This is a genomic window from Oscillibacter sp. 1-3 (assembly GCF_000403435.2).
In the GTDB taxonomy this organism is placed as follows: domain Bacteria; phylum Bacillota; class Clostridia; order Oscillospirales; family Oscillospiraceae; genus Oscillibacter.
The window spans coordinates 1,140,942-1,158,153 of the sequence record NZ_KE159703.1; the positions used below are offsets into that span (position 1 = coordinate 1,140,942).

Annotated in this window: 16 protein-coding genes; all 16 read right to left on the reverse strand. The window is 54.5% G+C overall.

The window, feature by feature from the left end:
* Positions 1–272: 272 nt before the first annotated feature.
* The 16 genes from aepY to C816_RS05545 all read right to left on the reverse strand — a co-directional run bounded on the left by aepY (position 273) and on the right by C816_RS05545 (position 17,195).
* Positions 273–1,391: a phosphonopyruvate decarboxylase gene (gene aepY, locus C816_RS05470; RefSeq protein ID WP_016321426.1), complete on the reverse strand. Its 1,119-nt coding sequence runs from the start codon at positions 1,389–1,391 to the stop codon at positions 273–275.
* Positions 1,361–2,491: a phosphonoacetaldehyde reductase gene (locus C816_RS05475; protein ID WP_016321427.1), complete on the reverse strand. Its 1,131-nt coding sequence runs from the start codon at positions 2,489–2,491 to the stop codon at positions 1,361–1,363. Before C816_RS05475 ends, aepY begins: the two co-directional genes overlap by 31 nt.
* Positions 2,492–2,496: 5 nt before the next feature.
* Positions 2,497–4,506 (reverse strand): phosphoenolpyruvate mutase, encoded by a 2,010-nt coding sequence (gene aepX, locus C816_RS05480; RefSeq protein ID WP_016321428.1) that lies wholly within the window; start codon positions 4,504–4,506, stop codon positions 2,497–2,499.
* Positions 4,507–4,633: 127 nt separating this feature from the next.
* Entirely contained in the window at positions 4,634–6,217 is a 1,584-nt protein-coding gene (locus tag C816_RS05485) for an alkaline phosphatase family protein (protein ID WP_155978895.1), read from the reverse strand.
* A 187-nt stretch (positions 6,218–6,404) separates the two neighbouring features.
* Positions 6,405–7,694, reverse strand: coding sequence for a glycosyltransferase family 2 protein (locus C816_RS22445; protein ID WP_016321430.1), 1,290 nt, complete (start codon positions 7,692–7,694; stop codon positions 6,405–6,407).
* An 8-nt stretch (positions 7,695–7,702) separates the two neighbouring features.
* Positions 7,703–8,560, reverse strand: a complete 858-nt coding sequence (locus C816_RS05495; RefSeq protein ID WP_155978896.1) for a hypothetical protein — start codon at positions 8,558–8,560, stop codon at positions 7,703–7,705.
* Between the two features lie 84 nt (positions 8,561–8,644).
* Positions 8,645–8,998 (reverse strand): glycosyltransferase family 2 protein, encoded by a 354-nt coding sequence (locus C816_RS05500; protein ID WP_016321432.1) that lies wholly within the window; start codon positions 8,996–8,998, stop codon positions 8,645–8,647.
* A gap of 25 nt (positions 8,999–9,023) precedes the next feature.
* Entirely contained in the window at positions 9,024–10,154 is a 1,131-nt protein-coding gene (locus C816_RS21595; RefSeq protein WP_016321433.1) for a glycosyltransferase, read from the reverse strand.
* Between the two features lie 27 nt (positions 10,155–10,181).
* Positions 10,182–10,751, reverse strand: a complete 570-nt coding sequence (locus C816_RS05510) for a D-sedoheptulose-7-phosphate isomerase (RefSeq protein ID WP_016321434.1) — start codon at positions 10,749–10,751, stop codon at positions 10,182–10,184.
* Complete coding sequence (locus C816_RS05515) at positions 10,751–12,055, reverse strand: HAD-IIIA family hydrolase (protein WP_016321435.1); 1,305 nt, start codon at positions 12,053–12,055, stop codon at positions 10,751–10,753. The genes C816_RS05510 and C816_RS05515 overlap by 1 nt, the downstream gene beginning before the upstream one ends.
* The gene (locus tag C816_RS05520) at positions 12,043–12,990 is read right to left on the reverse strand and encodes an NAD-dependent epimerase/dehydratase family protein (protein WP_016321436.1); all 948 of its coding nucleotides are present in this window, start codon (positions 12,988–12,990) and stop codon (positions 12,043–12,045) included. The genes C816_RS05515 and C816_RS05520 overlap by 13 nt, the downstream gene beginning before the upstream one ends.
* A 13-nt stretch (positions 12,991–13,003) precedes the next feature.
* Positions 13,004–13,990 (reverse strand): GHMP family kinase ATP-binding protein, encoded by a 987-nt coding sequence (locus tag C816_RS05525; protein ID WP_016321437.1) that lies wholly within the window; start codon positions 13,988–13,990, stop codon positions 13,004–13,006.
* A complete protein-coding gene (locus C816_RS21600) occupies positions 13,987–15,111 on the reverse strand; it encodes a glycosyltransferase family 32 protein (RefSeq protein ID WP_016321438.1) in 1,125 nt (374 codons plus the stop codon). The genes C816_RS05525 and C816_RS21600 overlap by 4 nt, the downstream gene beginning before the upstream one ends.
* Positions 15,108–15,467: a hypothetical protein gene (locus tag C816_RS05535; RefSeq protein WP_016321439.1), complete on the reverse strand. Its 360-nt coding sequence runs from the start codon at positions 15,465–15,467 to the stop codon at positions 15,108–15,110. Before C816_RS05535 ends, C816_RS21600 begins: the two co-directional genes overlap by 4 nt.
* Before the next feature lie 22 nt (positions 15,468–15,489).
* The gene (locus C816_RS05540) at positions 15,490–16,491 is read right to left on the reverse strand and encodes a galactitol-1-phosphate 5-dehydrogenase (protein ID WP_016321440.1); all 1,002 of its coding nucleotides are present in this window, start codon (positions 16,489–16,491) and stop codon (positions 15,490–15,492) included.
* Positions 16,488–17,195: an IspD/TarI family cytidylyltransferase gene (locus tag C816_RS05545; protein ID WP_016321441.1), complete on the reverse strand. Its 708-nt coding sequence runs from the start codon at positions 17,193–17,195 to the stop codon at positions 16,488–16,490. The genes C816_RS05540 and C816_RS05545 overlap by 4 nt, the downstream gene beginning before the upstream one ends.
* Between the last annotated feature and the right edge of the window lie 17 nt (positions 17,196–17,212).

Genomic DNA, 17,212 nt, shown 5'->3' on the forward strand with positions numbered 1-17,212 from the left:
GATTTTATAAATCCTACAATTTCTCCATAGATACCGTTTTCGAGGACCGCTTTTGCTGTATTGCCGGTTCCCCAGATCAAAATCTTCATCAATACCTCATTTCTATCGTGTGGACAAAGGGAATTCGTTGTTTCCTTTGGAAACAACGACCCACGGCCGTGGGTCGGAAATTTTTTTAGCCCTCTCTGCCGCGGCTTGCGGGCGTGTCTATCCTTGCGGACGTTTCATAAATGCCGCCTTCATTTCCTGTTTTGGGATTGTCATCTCCTCCCTCATCCTTGCAGACGCTCCATAAATACCGCCTTCATTTCCTGCGGCGTTGTAGTGGGCCGCCCCAGATCGTCCCTGGCTCCCATGGCGCACTTCACCTCGATCAAACAGAGCGCCCGCCGCGCTTTTGCCCTTGCCAGCGCGGCGTCTAATGCCGCAAGATCATTTACACATTCTGTATAGGGGTATCCGCAGGCCCGCGCGATTCCCGGCAGATCGATGCCGTTTGCCGCCGTCGGCATACCGCCCACGGTTTCATGGGCGCCGTTGTTCAGCATGATATGGATCAGGTTGCCGGGGCGGTTGGTGCCGATCAGCGCCATCGCGCCCATATGCATCAATACCGCGCCGTCGCCGTCTATGCACCAGATCTGTGCCTCTGGGCGGTGCAGGGCAATCCCCAAGGCGATGGAGGACGCGTGTCCCATGGCTCCGACGGTCAGAAAATCCCGTGCATGGGTCTGGCCCTTGGCGGTGCGGTACTCAAACAGTTCCCGGCTGGCTTTTCCTGTAGTGGAGACAATGAAGTCCTCCCCGGCCGCCTCCGCAATATGACGTACAGCCGTTTCCCGGCTTATGTGATAGGCGTTTTGGTAATCGGCTTTTTCACGATTGACCAGGCCGCCCTTGCGGATGATAAACGCGGCGCTGCTTCCTTGATTCAGCAGGGGCCTGAAACGCTTCATCGCCTCTTGAACCGCAGCTTCCGGCGTCTGCGGGCCTATAATAAAGCTGGGGATTTCCAGATCCTCCAAAAGTCTTTTGGTAATGGCGCCCTGATAGATGTGCTGCGGCTCGTCATGAATGCCCGGCTCGCCGCGCCACCCTATGATGAAAAGCACGGGAATGCCGTATACCTGCCGGTGCAGCAGGGACGCCGCCGGGTTTATGAGGTTGCCCTCTCCAGAGTTCTGCAGATAGACGGCCGGTATTTTTCCGGTAGCCAAGTGGTATCCCGCCGCTATCGCGGCGCAGTTCCCCTCGTTGGCTGCAATTATATGATGTCTGGCGTCCACACCATAGGTCTTCATCAGATAGTCGCAGAGCGGTCTCAGCAGAGAGTCCGGGACGCCGGTGTAGAACTGGGCCTCTAGAATTTTCGCAAATGCCTCTGCCTGCATTCAGCAGCGCCTCCTTTTGATAATATTTGGCGGTACAATGCAAGAATGTCCTCCATTCCTGGAACAATGGGGGTGTTTTGCAGGCGCGCCGGATTGACTGAATTTTGTAAGATCAAAAAATCTTCTGGCCGGGGGATTGGCGTTTCCAAATGCAGGCTGCTCAGAAGCCTCTCAAATTTTCCAATGGATTCCGGAATAGTTCCGCACCCCATAGCGGCGGCAAGCTCGGATAAAGTATCCTCCAGCTCCGTACCCCGGCTCCGTTCCGCCAGATAGGGCCATAGCTTGGAAACACAGAGCGCCGCCGCGTGACCGTGGGCGATCCTGTACAGGGTGGTAAGCTTGTAGCACATGGCGTGGCCGGCGGTGGTCTGCGTCAAATCGATGGCCTTTCCGGCCAGATATGCCGCCTCCAGCATCCCGGCATTGCCTTTTGGGTGGTTTTGCAGGTACAGCTCCAGATTCTCTAATATTCCGCAAATCGCTCTCCGGGAGAACTCCCGGCTTTTTTTCGCGGCGTGGACGGACCAGAAGGATTCAATTCCGTGGCAGAGAGCGTCCAGCATGGAAGCTTTACGGTGATAGTCTGGCAGGGACTCCAATAGAGACGGGTCCAATAAAACGGCAGAGGGGATGCACTCCTCACAGGAGAGCGACTGCTTTTCGCCGTGATAATAAATAACGGCGTACCGCGTGGCCTCGCTGCCAGTTCCCGCCGTGGTAGGGACCGCCAGCAGCGGAAAATCATTGGGATATGGTGTTTGATTCAGGAAACCATCTTCCGCTCTCAGCGCCGCCCAGAGCTTTACGCATTTGGCAATATCCATGGCGCTTCCGCCGCCCACAGCTATGATTGCGTCGCAATTCGATCTCCGGAAAGCCTCCACAGCCCTCACGGCGTCCTCATACTTTGGATTTGGCGTAAAGCCGGAAAAACGGATGACCGGGATTCGCTTGTTCAGCGCATCAAAACAGCCGTCGACGCGCAGCTTTTGAATCGAGCTGCCGCAGACCAGAAAAAGGCGCCGGGTTCCGATTTTTTGAAGATACTCTTCCAGGACCCGGTAATCTCCGTAAGTCCGCATCATTGTCTGTTCCATATCATCTAAAGCTCCGCTGGAATCATCCGGATAATTTCCTGGAATGGCATCAGAGTCTCGTCGGCTTCCAGAGCCCGGTGGTGTTTCAAAATTGACTCCGCTGTTCGCCGCATAGCGGGAACCTGGCTCCGCATCAGCTGGTTGGCGTAAATTACGACGTTTACGCCCCGGCGCTTGAACTCCGCCTCGGTGACAGCGTGAAAAGAGGTTGGAACAACCACCAGCGGTGTGTGTCCGTCCTGTCTGCGGAAACGTTCCGCAAACTCGAAAATCTCATCTGGCTCCTTGCGGCGGGAGTGGATCATGATTCCGTCTGCCCCGGCTTGAACGAAGGCCGCGGCCCGCGCCAAAGCGTCCTCCATGCCCTGCTCTAAAATCAGGCTCTCGATCCGGGCGATAATCATAAAGTCTGCGGATTTCTGCGCCCGTTTGCCGGCGGCAATCTTTTCGCTGAAGCTGGCGATGGAATCCTGCGCCTGAGCCGCCTCTGTCCCAAATAGCGAATTCTTTTTCAGCCCCTGCTTGTCCTCAATAATTACTGCGGAAACCCCCAGCTTTTCCAGAGATCGGACCGTATAGACGAAATGTTCGGCCAGTCCGCCGGTATCGCCGTCGAAAATGATCGGTTTTGTGGTCACCTCTGTCAGGTCGTCAATCGTTCGGAAGCGGGAGGTCTTGTCTACCAGCTCCATATCCGGCTTTCCCTTAGCAGTGGAGTCGCAGAGGCTGGAAACCCATATGGCGTCAAAGGAGTAAGACCTTCCGTTTTCATGTACGGCTGTATTTTCCACGATCAGCCCGGAGAGGCCGTCATGGGCCTCCATAGCGGTAATCAGTCCCTTCATGGCCAGCAGCTTCCGCAGCCGGCCCCGGCGGTTGTCCGGAAGAGAGAGCTCTGCCCGAAACCGGCGTTCCAGGTCCTCATACCGCGTCTCCTTAGAGTATGGAAATTCCACAAGCCTGCCGCCGTACGAGTTCAGTACGTCCAGTACCTCCTCGCGCAGAGGCCGCTGGAAGCCCTCCCGCCAGTCGTCCCCGTGGACGACAATATCAGGCTTCCATTCCAGCAGGATCTTTTTATAGCTGAGTTCCGGCTGCTCGATTACCCGCTCTACGCCCTTTATGCTTGCAAACAGGGCTTTCCGCTCCCGGCAGGGCAGAAGAGGGAAGCGCTTGTAGGAGGCGACCGCCTCGTCGGAGAGGACGCCCACGGTCAGCCTTCCCAACCCGGCGGCACGCTGGAGAATGGACATATGGCCGCCATGGAGCATGTCCGTGGAAAAACACATATAGACGTTTCGGTTTTCCGCCGCTTGAAGCCTGGCGCGCATGACCGCCAGATCCTCCGGCTGGTCCACCTCTCCGCAGAGCATATTCCGAATATCCAGCGGACGGAGCGCAATGTCTTTTGTGATCCTGTTCAACGCTTTTTCCGCATAGCAGGTCACCTGGCCAGTCTGGCAGAACCGGCTGATTTGTTCCAGCCATACCAGCCAGTCGCCCTTTTTCAGATAGTACAGGGGCTGTGCGGCCAAAGCGCTGTCAAAAAACTCTACCCCCACTTTTTCGACGCGGTTTTCGAGAATTACCGCCTTAAAGTCCTTCTCCGGCAGCGGCGCCGTGGAACTGGTGACGATACAGCTCTCCCGACTTTCCAATACCTGCCGCAAGACCTCCTGTTCAAATATCAGATCTCCGTGAAGCAGGAGAATATCGTCCTGCAAAGCCTCCTGCGCCAGGTAAATCGAGTATATGTAGTTTGTCGTCCGGTAGTCCGGATTGGATACAAACGTATATTGCAGCGGCAGTTTCAGCTGGGTGCAGTATTCCTCCAGCACCCCTGGAAAGGGGCCGGTAGTGATGACCGCTTCTGCAATCCCCACAGCCGCCAGCATTTGCAGCTGACGGCCCAAGATAGTCGTGCCGGGAGATAATTCCGTCAGGCATTTGGGCTGGCGATCTGTCAGCGGGGCCATGCGGGTTCCCATGCCGGAATTCAATATCAGCGCTTTCATCGCGTTATGCCTCCTGCGTCAGATCAATTGGCCGATCATAGTTCCGTGTGCGCGCAGGGCGGTCCGGCAGGCCTGCGGCCTGCCGGATGAAAAATGGCAATTGCCATTTTTCAAGTTCCCTGACGCATCATTCCTGCGTCGATTTGAGGTATTCATACAATTTTCTGGTGTGTTGAAACCGGTCAAGCTGATAAATATCCAAAAAATTCGTTCCGCATTTTTTTTGCAGCTCCGCCCGCAGACGGGGATCTTCCAGCACGGCCGGCTCCTCCGTCCCATCTTCCGCATAGCGGAAAAAGGTCTCCTCGCCCAAAGCGTTGACCGTATACCGGCACGTGTCATTTAAGACGCCCCGGATGGCGAGTCCCTCTTTTGGTATTCCATGGCGGATAAAGAGGCTGATGCGGACCGGGTTATAAAAATCGGTGTCCTGAAAAATGACTTCGTCCGCGCAGGCGTCCTCCAGTGGGTATTTCTCCGGTTCCACCAGCCATTTTGCAAAGCAGTCAAAATTCCGATAGGGGAAGAAGCGGGAGACGGTCCTTTCCGGGATATTCTTCCCAAGCGCGAAGCAGTAGGCGTGCAGCCGTTCCTCCGACCAGTTGGGCAGCGGAAAGATATATTGTCCGTGATCGCTGAGAAATACCTGGACAGTATCGCCGGCCATTTCGCTATAGAGCGCCAGGCACTGGTCCAAATAGGCCAGCGCGGTCTGCCGCTGCCGCTCCTGCAGGGGGCTTTTGAAGCGGGTGTCGGTAAAGGCTTGTAAATCCGGGGAGATGTTTGGCTCATGGGACTCTTCCAGAATATGAAAGATATAAAAGCAGGGCTTTTCAGAGCTCAGCCAGCGTTCCAATCCAGCCCACCATTTGACATTGCAGGAGGCGGACAGAGACGTTTCCAAAAAATAGCGGGAATCCATGGAGCTTTTGAGGTGCGCGATGAATTTTATATCGTAGTCCCTGTCCTCCAGATATTGGATCAGAGGGCTGTTTTCCCTGCAGACCGGCCCTTTTGCCCGCTCATAATCGTCTATGGGAAGCATCTTTGTGAATATGGCGCTCAGGCTCTGATGGGTAAAGGGCGTATGCGTATAGGCGCGCCGGAAGAAGCAGCTGTGCTTGGATTTTTCCAGCATCAGCGGCATCTGCGGCAGCAGATAATAGGAAACCGCATCGGTCCAAAAGACCATCACATCCTTTTGCTTCCGATCCTGAATCCGCCTCCGGATTGTCTGGAGCAGGTTTTCCGTCTTGGCCTGCACTTCCAGGAGCAGAGGATCTTTTGGGGCGGCGTTCTCCGCGCAGATCCTGCGGACCATCACAAAATCCTTCAGTTCCACAGCGGCCTGGAGTACGTCGTGGAGCGCCCGGTTCCTTCCCGGTCCATCCCGGCTTTCCAAATATTTTCGATAGAAATGGTTTAATGTCAGCGAACTCTCCGGGCTGTATTGGTCAAGGGGGGCGATCAGCTCGATCCCCTGTTTCTCCAGTTCCTCATAGGGATCGATGATACGAAGTCCAAGGGGACGCAGTTCCGCCAAAATCTCCTCCCGGTAATAAAAGGACGAGAGAATTACAACGCCGCATCCCGCGTTCGGCAGTTCCTTTGCCGGAAAACACGGGTATCCGCACTGGGAATCCATCGTCACCTGCCGGTCGAAGATGCCTGTGATCTGTTTCTGATCGAGTGAAAAATACGCAAACAACACATTGGTGTGATCGCCTCCGCCGCGAATCGCAGTCCGCGCGTCTGGCGGAATGGCATCAAGCGCCTCTTGAATGGTTGTTCGTATGTTTTCGCAGAATGACTCACACAAGTTCCCTGTGCCGAAGACGTCATGAAGTTCACGGTACAGCGCTAAAATCTCTTCCAAAATTGGTCTCTCCTTTGTTTGACTATTGATCCAGAAAAACGGCTTCCACCGCTTTCAAAACTTCCGGGGATGCTGTGGCATATCGTATTTTCTCCGGATCAATCCCCATTGCAATCAGATCCTGCTTGATCTGTTCGCAGATTTCCTCATTGACAAGGGCTGTGACGACCACATCATATTCCTTGCTTTGCAGCGCCTGCACCGGTTCTGCCGGCAGCCCGTTCATTCGGGCGGATTCATAGTCCCTGTCAACCCACAGAGTAATTCGATTGGGAAACACCTGCGATGTTTTGCGGTAGATTTCCTGCCCGAATCGTCCCGCTCCGTACAGTGCGACGCGGCGGCCATCCAGGCTGCCAAAGAGGACATCTGAAAATCTTCCTGTCAAAAAGCGCTCATACCGGTTCAGCAAAACCCGGTCCATCAAATAGCGGGATAAGCGCATCCGGTAAAGGCCGGTCAATGGGCGCTTTGACAGGGCCGCATGCAGAGAGCGGAATAATAATTGGTGCTCCTGGTAAGGCCGGCCATGATCTGTTCGCGCCAAGGAATCAGTGCGGAACCGATAGTGGTATGGCGCAAAATCCGTAACCATGACCGAATGAGCTGAAAATAGCGTATGGACGGTGCATACCAAATCCTCGCCCTCTGTCAAATCGTCCGGAACTGCCATTTGGCTTCGTTTCAAAATATTCCGTTTGAAAACCTTGCTCCATACGCCGGAGTAGATATACAGCTGAGGCGCCTGCAGGGCAGGGCCGCGTCTGGTTCTGTCATGACCGTTGGCGCGCCAATATCCGGGAAGCAGTTCCCACTGATAAGGGAAACGGATTTCCAGGAGATGCGGATAAATTTCAGCGGCGATACCGTTTTCGTCATAGTAGCCGGAGGGAAGTCCGTATTGGCACACAACGCCCTTATCCGCGTATTCTCTTATAAATCCATGGACCAATACATCCGGCGATTGATCGCCCATGGACTCCAGTATTCTTTCATAGGCGTCGGCGTCGATCCAGTCGTCGCTGTCAACATAAGCCACATATTCTCCATTTGCGGCTGCGACGCCGGCTTTTCTGGCGGCAGGAAGCGTTTCATGCGGGCGGTGAAGCACTTTTATCCGTGCATCTTTTTCAGCGTATTCCTCACAGATTTCCGTGCTGTTATCCGTGGAACCGCCATCCGCCATTAAAATGATCTCCAGGTTCTCATAAGTTTGATGGAGGATACTGTCGACACATTCCCTCAGATGCGGTGCGGCATTATAAACCGGAACGATTATGCTCAGCAAAAAATTTCCACTGTTCATTTCCATTTCGCTTTTCAGTCCTTGGTCTTATTCAAGCGATTACGCTGTTTTTGCAAAATCCGCTTTGTTGCATCCAGCAGCTCCAAAGAGACGGAGACGTACCGGATTTTCTCGCCATCAACTCCGACAGCTGTCAAGTGTTTTTTAATTTCTTCGCAGAGCGCCTCGTTTATAAGTGCTATAACGACGATGTCGTATTCCGCCTCAAGGAGGCGGCTCACCGGCTCCACCGGCAAATCCGCAGCCTGATAGGTTTTATAATTTTGGTCGACCCATAGTGTGATCCTGTCGGGAAACAGAGCCTTGGTTTTTCGGAAAATCTCCCGCCCGAATTTCCCTGCCCCGTACAGCGCCATACGGCGCCCGTTCAAATTCCCGAATGGGAAATTGGAAAACTCGTCCTGCAAAAACGCCTCGTACTGTGTAAGCAGCACATAATCAAGAAGCACAGCATACAACTGCATCAAATGCGTCTCCCGCATGGGGCTATTTTGCAGGGCGGAGTCAGCGGCCTCAAACATTGCCTGATACGGCTGAAACGACACATTGCTTAAAGACGCGGAATCGTCCCGCATTTGATAGTGATAGGGGGCGTAGTCCGTAACCGTGACGGAGCGGGCAAAGAGCAGAGTATAGACTGTACAGACCAGATCTTCACCCATTGTCACATGGTCCGGGACCATTTCCTGTGTTTGCCTCAAAAGCTCCCGCTTTACGAGTTTGCTCCACACGCTTGAATAAATCTCCGGCTGATGGCAGCGTCTGAAGCCCTGTCCGGTTTTCACAGCGGCATCATAGCCGGTCCCGGGTGAGACCGCCAGCTGGTCCGCATACCGCAGGCTCAGCAGGCGGGGATATACTTCCCGCATCATTCCGTCAGCGTCGTAATATCCGGCGGGAATCATGCACGGGCATACAAACGCCCGGTTTTGATACTCCTCTATGAACCCATAGATTCACACGTCCGGCTCATGATCCGTTACAAGAGAAAGCAGTCTCTCATACGCGTCCGCGTCGATCCAGTCATCACCGTCCACATAGGCAGCATACTGACCGGAGGCGGCTGCGACGCCGGCTTTTCTGGCAGACACAAGCCCCTCGTGAGGACGGTGAAGCAGCTTTATCCGTGCGTCTTTGGCGGCGTACGCCTCGCAGATTTCCGTGCTGCCGTCTGTGGAGCCGCCGTCCGCCACCAGTATAATCTCCAAATTCCGGTATGTCTGGCAGAGAATACTGTCAAGACACTTGTGCAGATATGGCGCGACATTATAAACGGGGACGATCACACTGAGAAGGAGGTCGTTTTTCATGATGCTTTTATATCCCTTTCCTGTTTCATAGAGCTGGATTCCATAATCGTTCCAAGCGGTCTTTTATCAGCAAAAAGAGTGAATAATTCAGAACGCCGATGCGTTCCATCTGCTCAATGATTTCTGCCGACTTGCTGTAATCGACTGCGATCATTACGTTGTACAGATGCTGGAGGTCTTTCACCCGTTCCGCTGAAATGACCGCAATTCCATCGACTGTTTGTCCGTACTTCAAATTATCCGCAAAATAGGACACCCGTGTCCGTCCAATCATCCTAAGCGCCTGCTGTCCGATCACTCCGGCGCCGAAGATAATAAACTTTTTGTCCGCGTCAAATGCGCTGTGGCTTAAAATTTTTGCCGCGTCATACTTTAAGCCGCGCCGGAAGGCGATCTCCTCAATTTTTGGACCCGCGTCCGGCTTGTTCAATAAAAGTCCTGTGCAGTACAAAGAAAATTCACGCGCGCTCAAATGCTCCGAGATCCTGTCCAGATATTCCACACGGAGATTGAATACGTTGTCCGCAATCTTTTTCTCATAGACGGAGGTCATGTTCCCGCTGTGGTGCCGGTAGGAATACAGAATTTGGGGAATCCGTTCAACCGGGTACTGAAAGCTGATTCTCAGCCAATAGTCATAATCCTCCACCAAAAATTTGTCGGGATCATAGCCGCCGACGGTATCCGCAGCCTCTCTGCGGTACATAAAGCACGCGCCGATGCAGTTGCTTAAATAAAAATTATGGCTTGTATTTTGCGTGTTGGAAATTACGTTTCCGTCTGCATCGATGTAATCCATGTCGCAGTAGACCATGCCGCACTGCTCGTGGGCGTCCAGATAGGAGGCCATCGTTTCCAGCGCCCGGCTGTGGAACAGATTGTCGTCGGATGTCCAAGTAAAATACCTGCCGGCCGCATTCGCAAACCCGATATTTAATGAACGGGGAAGCCTCTGGTTTTCGCTGTTGCTGAGTATCCGAATCCGGCGGTCCTTTTGCGCGTATTTTTCCGCGATTGCGAGAGAAGAATCCGTAGAGCAGTCATTTACAATAATCAGCTCCCAATTTTGGTATGTCTGCGCCAGAATGCTCTCTATGGACAGCGATAGATATTTGCTGCCGTTGTACACTGGCAGTACGATTGAAATATCTGTCATTTTTCCTCCTCCCGCGGCTGCCGCCGTCTATGACAATGCCCTGCTTAACGTCCGCATCATGAGATGGTTGAAGATCAGATGAATGTCCTCCGTAATCTGCATGCTCTCTACCGGAGCGTGGAGGGAAATGTCAGCCAGCTCCTTCAGTTTTCCGCCCCGGAAGCCCGTCAGGCCAATTACCTGGCTGCCTTGCTCCTTTGCGTATTCTACCGCGTTCAGAACGTTTTTGGAGTTGCCGCTTCCGGAGATGGCAAGGATCAGGTCGCCCGGTTTCAGGTGGCCCCGCAGCTGAAAGCGGAAAATTTCGTCATATCCGATGTCGTTGGCCACCGCCATGACGGTAGCGACATTGTCGTTCAGGCACAGGAAGTTAAACTTTTTCGCGGTGTGCTCGGAGACGCCCTTGTTGAAATCATTTTGGAAGTGAGAGGCTGTGGCGGCGCTGCCGCCGTTTCCAAACACGTACACGGTGTTTCCGTTTTCAAAAGCCTCCATCAGCAGGTTCAGCGCCTGATTGAGAGACTCCACATCCAGCGCCCGAAGCGTGTTCATTTCATCTTCCAAGTATTCGTGAATCGCCTTTGTAAAGTCCATCATCAAAGCCCCTTTCCCAAAATCCGTTCTGCCGCATCCAGAATATCCGCACAGATGAGATCTGGCTCCGCGTTGTATTTTTTGTCCCGGCCCGCATCGCCAGTTAATACCAGGGCGGTTTTTGTCCCGGCATTTTTGCCTGTCTGTATATCTACCGTAGTGTCGCCGATCAGCCAGGAATCCGCCAGACTGATATTGTATTTTTCCGCGCAGTCCTCCAGCATCCCAATATCCGGCTTCCGGCAGCGGCACGGGATTTTATACGCTGGATTTTCCTCCGGGTATCCTTTGTCGGGATGGTGCGGACAATAGCGGACGGCATCCAAAAATACGCCCTCCCGCCCCAAAAGCGTCTGCATTTTTCGGTGGATCTTCTCAATTTCCTCCACGCCGCACAGTCCCCTTGCCACGGCGGGCTGGTTTGTGACCACAATCGCAAGATAGCCGGACTGGTTGATCTTTCGGATGGCCTCCGCCGCGTTTTTTTCCAATTCAAACTGTTCTGTGCCGGAGATCAAGCCCTTTTTGACATTCACGGTGCCGTCGCGGTCTAAGAAGACAGCCCGCTGAGGGCGTTTGAGATTCCGCGCCGCAGCAATGCCGCTTTTTATATCCGCTTCCGCCGCCCGAATGCGCTCCACGGTCCCGATGTCTTTGATGTATTCAGGAGAAGGATAGGCGTAAATCGCGCCTTTTCGCCGGCAAAGCGGCATCAGTACATCCGCCTCCAAATCGATGCGCTCCTGATCCGGCAGTTCATCGCAAATGCCGCGGTCCATCAGGTACAGCCCGGCATTGACGCAGTTGTCGTACCAGCCGCTGCGCAGATTTTGCTTGGAGTCAAACCGCAGTACCCGCTGTTCCGCGTCCATTTCCACCAGGTCGGAGTCAAATGGATGGGAATTTGGGTGGACAAACAGGGTTGCGGCAGACTGCTTTTGACTGTGAAAGCGTTCCATGCGGGACAGATCGATGTCAAAGAGCACGTCGCCGTAGATCAGGAAAAAGGTCTCCTCCAGCATCGGGCGGATACGGGCCAGCGCGCCCGCGGTTCCCAGGGGCACTTCTTCGTGATAATATTGAATATGCAGGCCGAATGTTCTGCCGTTTCCAAAGTAGTTTTGAATCACGTGGCCCAGATGTCCAATTACCAGGAGAATATTTGTGATGCCATGTTGTTTCAAAGCGTCCATTTGCCATAGAAGCAGCGGTTTTCCCAAAATCGGAACCATAGGCTTTGGAATTTCGTCTCTGGTCAGACCGGACAAACGGGTTCCTTTGCCCCCGGCCATAATCACTGCCTGCATGATAAAATGTCCCGTACCGTCTGCGTTACCGCTTCATCGCTGGTCATTGCGGCGCTCCAGCCCGCGCTGTGGATTTTAGAGAGGTCATAAGCAAATATGGGCACGTCGCCCTTCCAGCCTCCCCGCCCGCCGGTATAGTGAAATGCTACATCCGGCAGTCCCATCTCCCGGCACACGATTTCGGCGATTTCCGAAACCACGCTCTGCGTTTCGCCGCCGACGTTATACAGTGTAACGCCTTCCGGAAGATTTTCCGTGAAGCGAAGAATGCAGTCCACCAGATCCGCAACGTAGAGATAGGGCTTGCGCTGCTGTCCGTCGCCAAGGATTGTAAGCGACTCTGAATCTTCCCGCAGACGATTGACAAAATCAAATATGACGCCGTGGGTCAGCCGGGGGCCGATGACATTCGGAAATCGAAACACCAGGGAGTGAAAGCCGTTCATGTGGGAAAACGCGCTGATTAACCCCTCACAGCCCAGCTTGCATGCACCGTAATAGGAAATTGGCATCAGCGGCGCGTAGTTTTCGTCTGTTTTCTTCCCCTGCGTATCGCCGTATACCGCGCTGGTGGAGCAAAAGAAAAGGTTTTTTACACCGGATATGCGCATGGCTTCCAAAACGTTGAATGTTGTCGTGTATGTGTTCCGGTACTCCACTTCCGGCGCTTTTGCGCTGGCCTGAATGTCCGAATTTGCCGCCATATGAAAGACAAAATCAACCGGCTCCTTTTCAAATATGTGTATCAGCGGTTCTAACTCGGACAGGTCCTGCTCATAAAACTGAAATCGCGGATGGTGCTCCAGGTGCGCTATATTTTGCCTGCTTCCAATAAAAAAGTTGTCGATACAAATAACGCTGTGTCCCGCCGCGAGCAGCGCGTCGATCAGATTGCTTCCGATAAATCCCGCGCCGCCGGCCACCAGTGCCCTCATAGATGATCCTCCTTTAACGCCAGTATTTGTCCCCGATAAAGACGACGGAAGCGCCGTCCTGCTCGAAACGGAAGTGAAACGGCTTTAGCGGCAGCGCGTTTTTCAGCTCTTCCTGCCGCTCTTCGGGACAATAAAACAGCAGAAATCCACCGCCCCCCGCGCCAAGCAGTTTTCCTCCGGCCGCGCCGTGTTCCAGGGCGGTGGAGTATAACTCGTCGATTGCCGGATTACTGATTCCGCCGGCCAGCTCTTTTTTCAGCTGCCAGCCCTTGTGCAGAATTTCTCCAAAAGCGGAGAGTTCGCCCCTGAGCAGGGCTTCCCGCATCTGTTCTGCGAGCGTGCACATTTCCTGCAGGTTTCGCCTTTTTGCCGTCTCTTGAATGCTTTGCTTCTGCTCCGCGAGAATAAGATTTGCAGAACGGGTCTGCCCGGTATAGAACATCATCAGACTGCGCTCCAGCTGCCGGTATGTCTCCACGGGCATCATCACCGGCTCTACTGTCACGGAGTCGTCCCGGTTGAAACGGATAAAGTTCAGTCCGCCATATGCCGCCGCATATTGATCCTGTTTTCCAATGGGGTTGCCCAGTTTTTCAATTTCAACCTGACAGGCCAGTTCCGCCAGCTTTCCTTTGGAGACGTATTTTCCCTGGTAGCAGAATAGGGTGTGCAGAAGGCCCACCGTAAACGTACTGGACGAGCCCAGGCCCGTACCTCCAGGCACATCGGCGGTGGAGCTGATTTCCACACCGTGAATCCCCATGTCCGTCAAAACCTGGCGGAAAATTGTATGACGGATTTCCGAGGGCGCGCCGACCAGCTCGTTTTCCGAGTATTTCAGCAGCGTTTTTGCCTCGTCAAAATAGGGGTGGATGGAGATGTACATATACTTGTCGATGGATGTACTCAGCACGCACCCGCCGTATTTCTCATAGAACGGGGCCATGTCGCTGCCGCCGCCCGCGAAGCTCACACGGAACGGGGCTTTCGTAATAATCATATGCTCTCTTCCAATCTGCCTAAAAGCTCCCGATAGTTTCGCCGGGTCTCCGCGCGCTTTTCTGCGGCCTCCGGTCCCAGCCATGTCCCGCTGAAGTGATGGATTGAAAAAGTGTTGGGAGTAAGTCTGATCTCTCCGCTCATGTAGTCAAACGGCTGGAAATATTCCGAAGCATATACGGTCATCATTCCGCCTGCAATTTCCTGCGTTGTATTGTTGATTTCCAGGCCCTCCCTGACCAGCGGGAATGTCTCATAGTAGCCGCATGTGGTCAGATTCAGCGCTTGATCACCGTGGACAAACGGTTCGTCTTTCCGGTTGTCCAGCATCGCTTTGATGACGGGATTCTGGGGACACGCGCCGGAGCCCCCTCCCATGTTCACCGTTCCCCACTTCTCCACTCCGCAAAAGGCCGGCTGATACAGCAGTTCATCCATATTTCGGATCAGCTCCACGTCAACATCCAGATAAATTCCGCCGTTTTGATAGAGAATGTCCAGGCGGGCCACATCCGCAATAAAGCCCCATTTGCGAAGTTCATAGGCCTGTTTGGTATATTGATATTTTGACACATCGTAATTGCCCGTATCCCAGCGGATGATCTCATAGTCCGGGCAAAACCGCTTCCAGGAATCGATGCAGGCCTGCAGGCTTGAGGGGATCGGCTCGCCGGAAAACCAGGTGTAATGGATTTTTTTAGGAATCAGTGGCGTCTCACTGGTTCGCACAGCGCCGCCCGCCTTTGGCGTATGGGCATTTTCCACCAGCATAACAGGCAGGAAATAGGCTTCCGCCTCCTCCGTTCCCGGAATTTGCTCCAGGGACGCTATAACCGGCATAAACGCGCTGACAGTGATTAAAAGGATGTACGTCCCGCGGTGCTCCTCCAACGCGTTCAAAGATCTTACCGGCACGGCGCGGGAACCCAGCGGAATGGTCGTTCCCTGCTTGCGGACGTCGGCGTCCACATAGCACAGCACCGCCTCGTCCAGCTGGCAGCGGCGCAGCCAATAGGGGGCCGCCACTCCGCCGATCACACCGGCGCCATAGACGATAATGCCTTTGCCGCTCTTTCTGACTTGCTGCGCCAAGGATGACATAGAACCCTTTTTCAGCTTCATTTTCCGCCCGCCTTTCGTTTTGCATCCGCCCGCCGCAAAACGTTACGGCAGCTTTTCTTTTGTCCGGCTGCAAAAGACGGCAAAGCGCTTATCATCCCAAAATGGCAAATATCTTTTTGTGCATTTTCCCGCTCCATACAAAATAATCGGTTTTCTCTCCGGTATAGAGCTGAACAGACTCTCCGACGTTTTCCGCAGTAAAATCCCGCTGTTTCGATATAATTTTTTTCGATACTGCCGATATATTTACTGTCGCCGGAAACCCGCCAGTTCAGGCAGTCTATATAGATGTCCTTCGATTCTTCATCCGCCAGCATCTGATACACCTTTTGATAGTTCTCAAGCGTGCTTTGCATAAAATATTGCCTCTCTGCGTTCCTAAAATTTTACGACAACTTTGCAGAAAGCCTCCGTATGGCCGCGCATGACGGCAAGCCGGGCCGCAAGCGCTTCCCGCTCCAAGACATGAGAGACGACTGCCTCCGTTTGCAGCGTTCCCTCTCCCATGGCTTGTACTGCCGCCGCCCAGTCGCTGTTCTCCCCGCCGTAAGAGGAGTTCCAAGTACCAGTCAACGTCAGCTGTTTGCGTAGAATGCGCCAGTAGAGATCCTGTGAAAGGGTGCGGGGGCCGTCCGGATTGCCCATTAAAACCAATTTTCCGCCCGGGGCGGTCAGGGACAGGCTTTCCTCCAGCGCCTGCGCGGAGCCCACCGCCTCGATCACGCGGCCAAATTCTTCGCCGGTGCGGCTGTCCGCCGCGTATTCCAGCCCGCACCGCTGGACGATCTGCCGCTTTGCTTCGCCGCGCCCCTTTATCACAACCCGGCCCGCGCCGAAGATTTTTGCCCATTGCCCCGCCAGCAGACCAATGGCCCCGGTCCCAATGACACACATGTCGTCTCCGGGGGAGATTTCCGCCCGTTTTACTGCGTGGAGGGCTACTGCTGCAGGCTCCAGCAGAGCGCCCTGTATATCGCTGACAGTTTCCGGAAGAGCAATCAGATTCCATACGGGAACCGCCGTGAACTCGGCAAAAGCGCCGTCGCGGCGGGAGCCGATATAATCGTAGTTGGAACAGGTTTCATACTGTCCCTTCCTGCACGAAGGGCAGTTTTTACAGGGAATCAGCGGAAAAATGCCGACACGCCTCCCGATCCATTGGCGGCCGCTGCCGTCGGCCGCCGCCTCTACCAGGCCGCTGAACTCGTGGCCGGGAATCGTAGGGAAGTGATAGGTCCCCTTTTCAAAGATCCTGGGAATATCCGAGCTGCAAATCCCGGCGGCCAGTACGCGGACCAGCGCCCAGCCGGGGCGCAGTTCCGGGAGGGGACGCTCCTCATAGCGGAGATCTCCAATCCCGTGGAGCACATATGCCTTCATGCCGGGCCCTCTCTTTCCAGCAGCTTCCTCTCGCACGCTTCCAAGTCGGCGGCGTAGGTGATTTTGAGATTGTCTGGATCGCCGGGGATCATTTTCACCCTCCACCCCCTGCTGTAAGGCAGCTGGCAGCTGCCGCTCATAGCGCTCAGAGTCTCGGCGGGGGTGTCCCGATAGAGCTGGAAATAGGGCTGGTAATGGAATGCCTCCGGGGCTTGACCGGCGTAAAGCGCCGTCCGGTCCAGAAGGCCGTCCACCCATTGGCCGTCATGGCTGGTGTAGGTAGTATCCGTCACCGGGAGGACCGGCATGACGCAGGGCGCCTCTTCAAGGCCGCGGAGCAGGCGTCTCAGCAGCTCCTGAGACGTGAGCGGGCGCACCGCGTCCTGGATAATGACGCCGCCCGGCGCTTCGCCAACAAGCGGCTGTGCCGCCAGGAGGCCGCTGCGGATAGATTGCTGGCGGTCCGGTCCGGCGGGCGCGACGGCCCGGAGCTTTGTGAGACGGTACGCTTCCTTCCACTCCAGGATGCGGGATTTCCACTCCGGCGCGGCCACGGCGACGGTGAAGTCAACTCCGTCACAGCGCTGGAACTGCTCCAGGGTATGGACGATAACAGGCTTGCCGGCGATGGTCCGATATTGCTTTGGCGCCTGGGAACCCAGCCGTTTTCCAATGCCGCCGGACAAAACCAGAGCAATGTTCATAAAAACCTCCGACACAC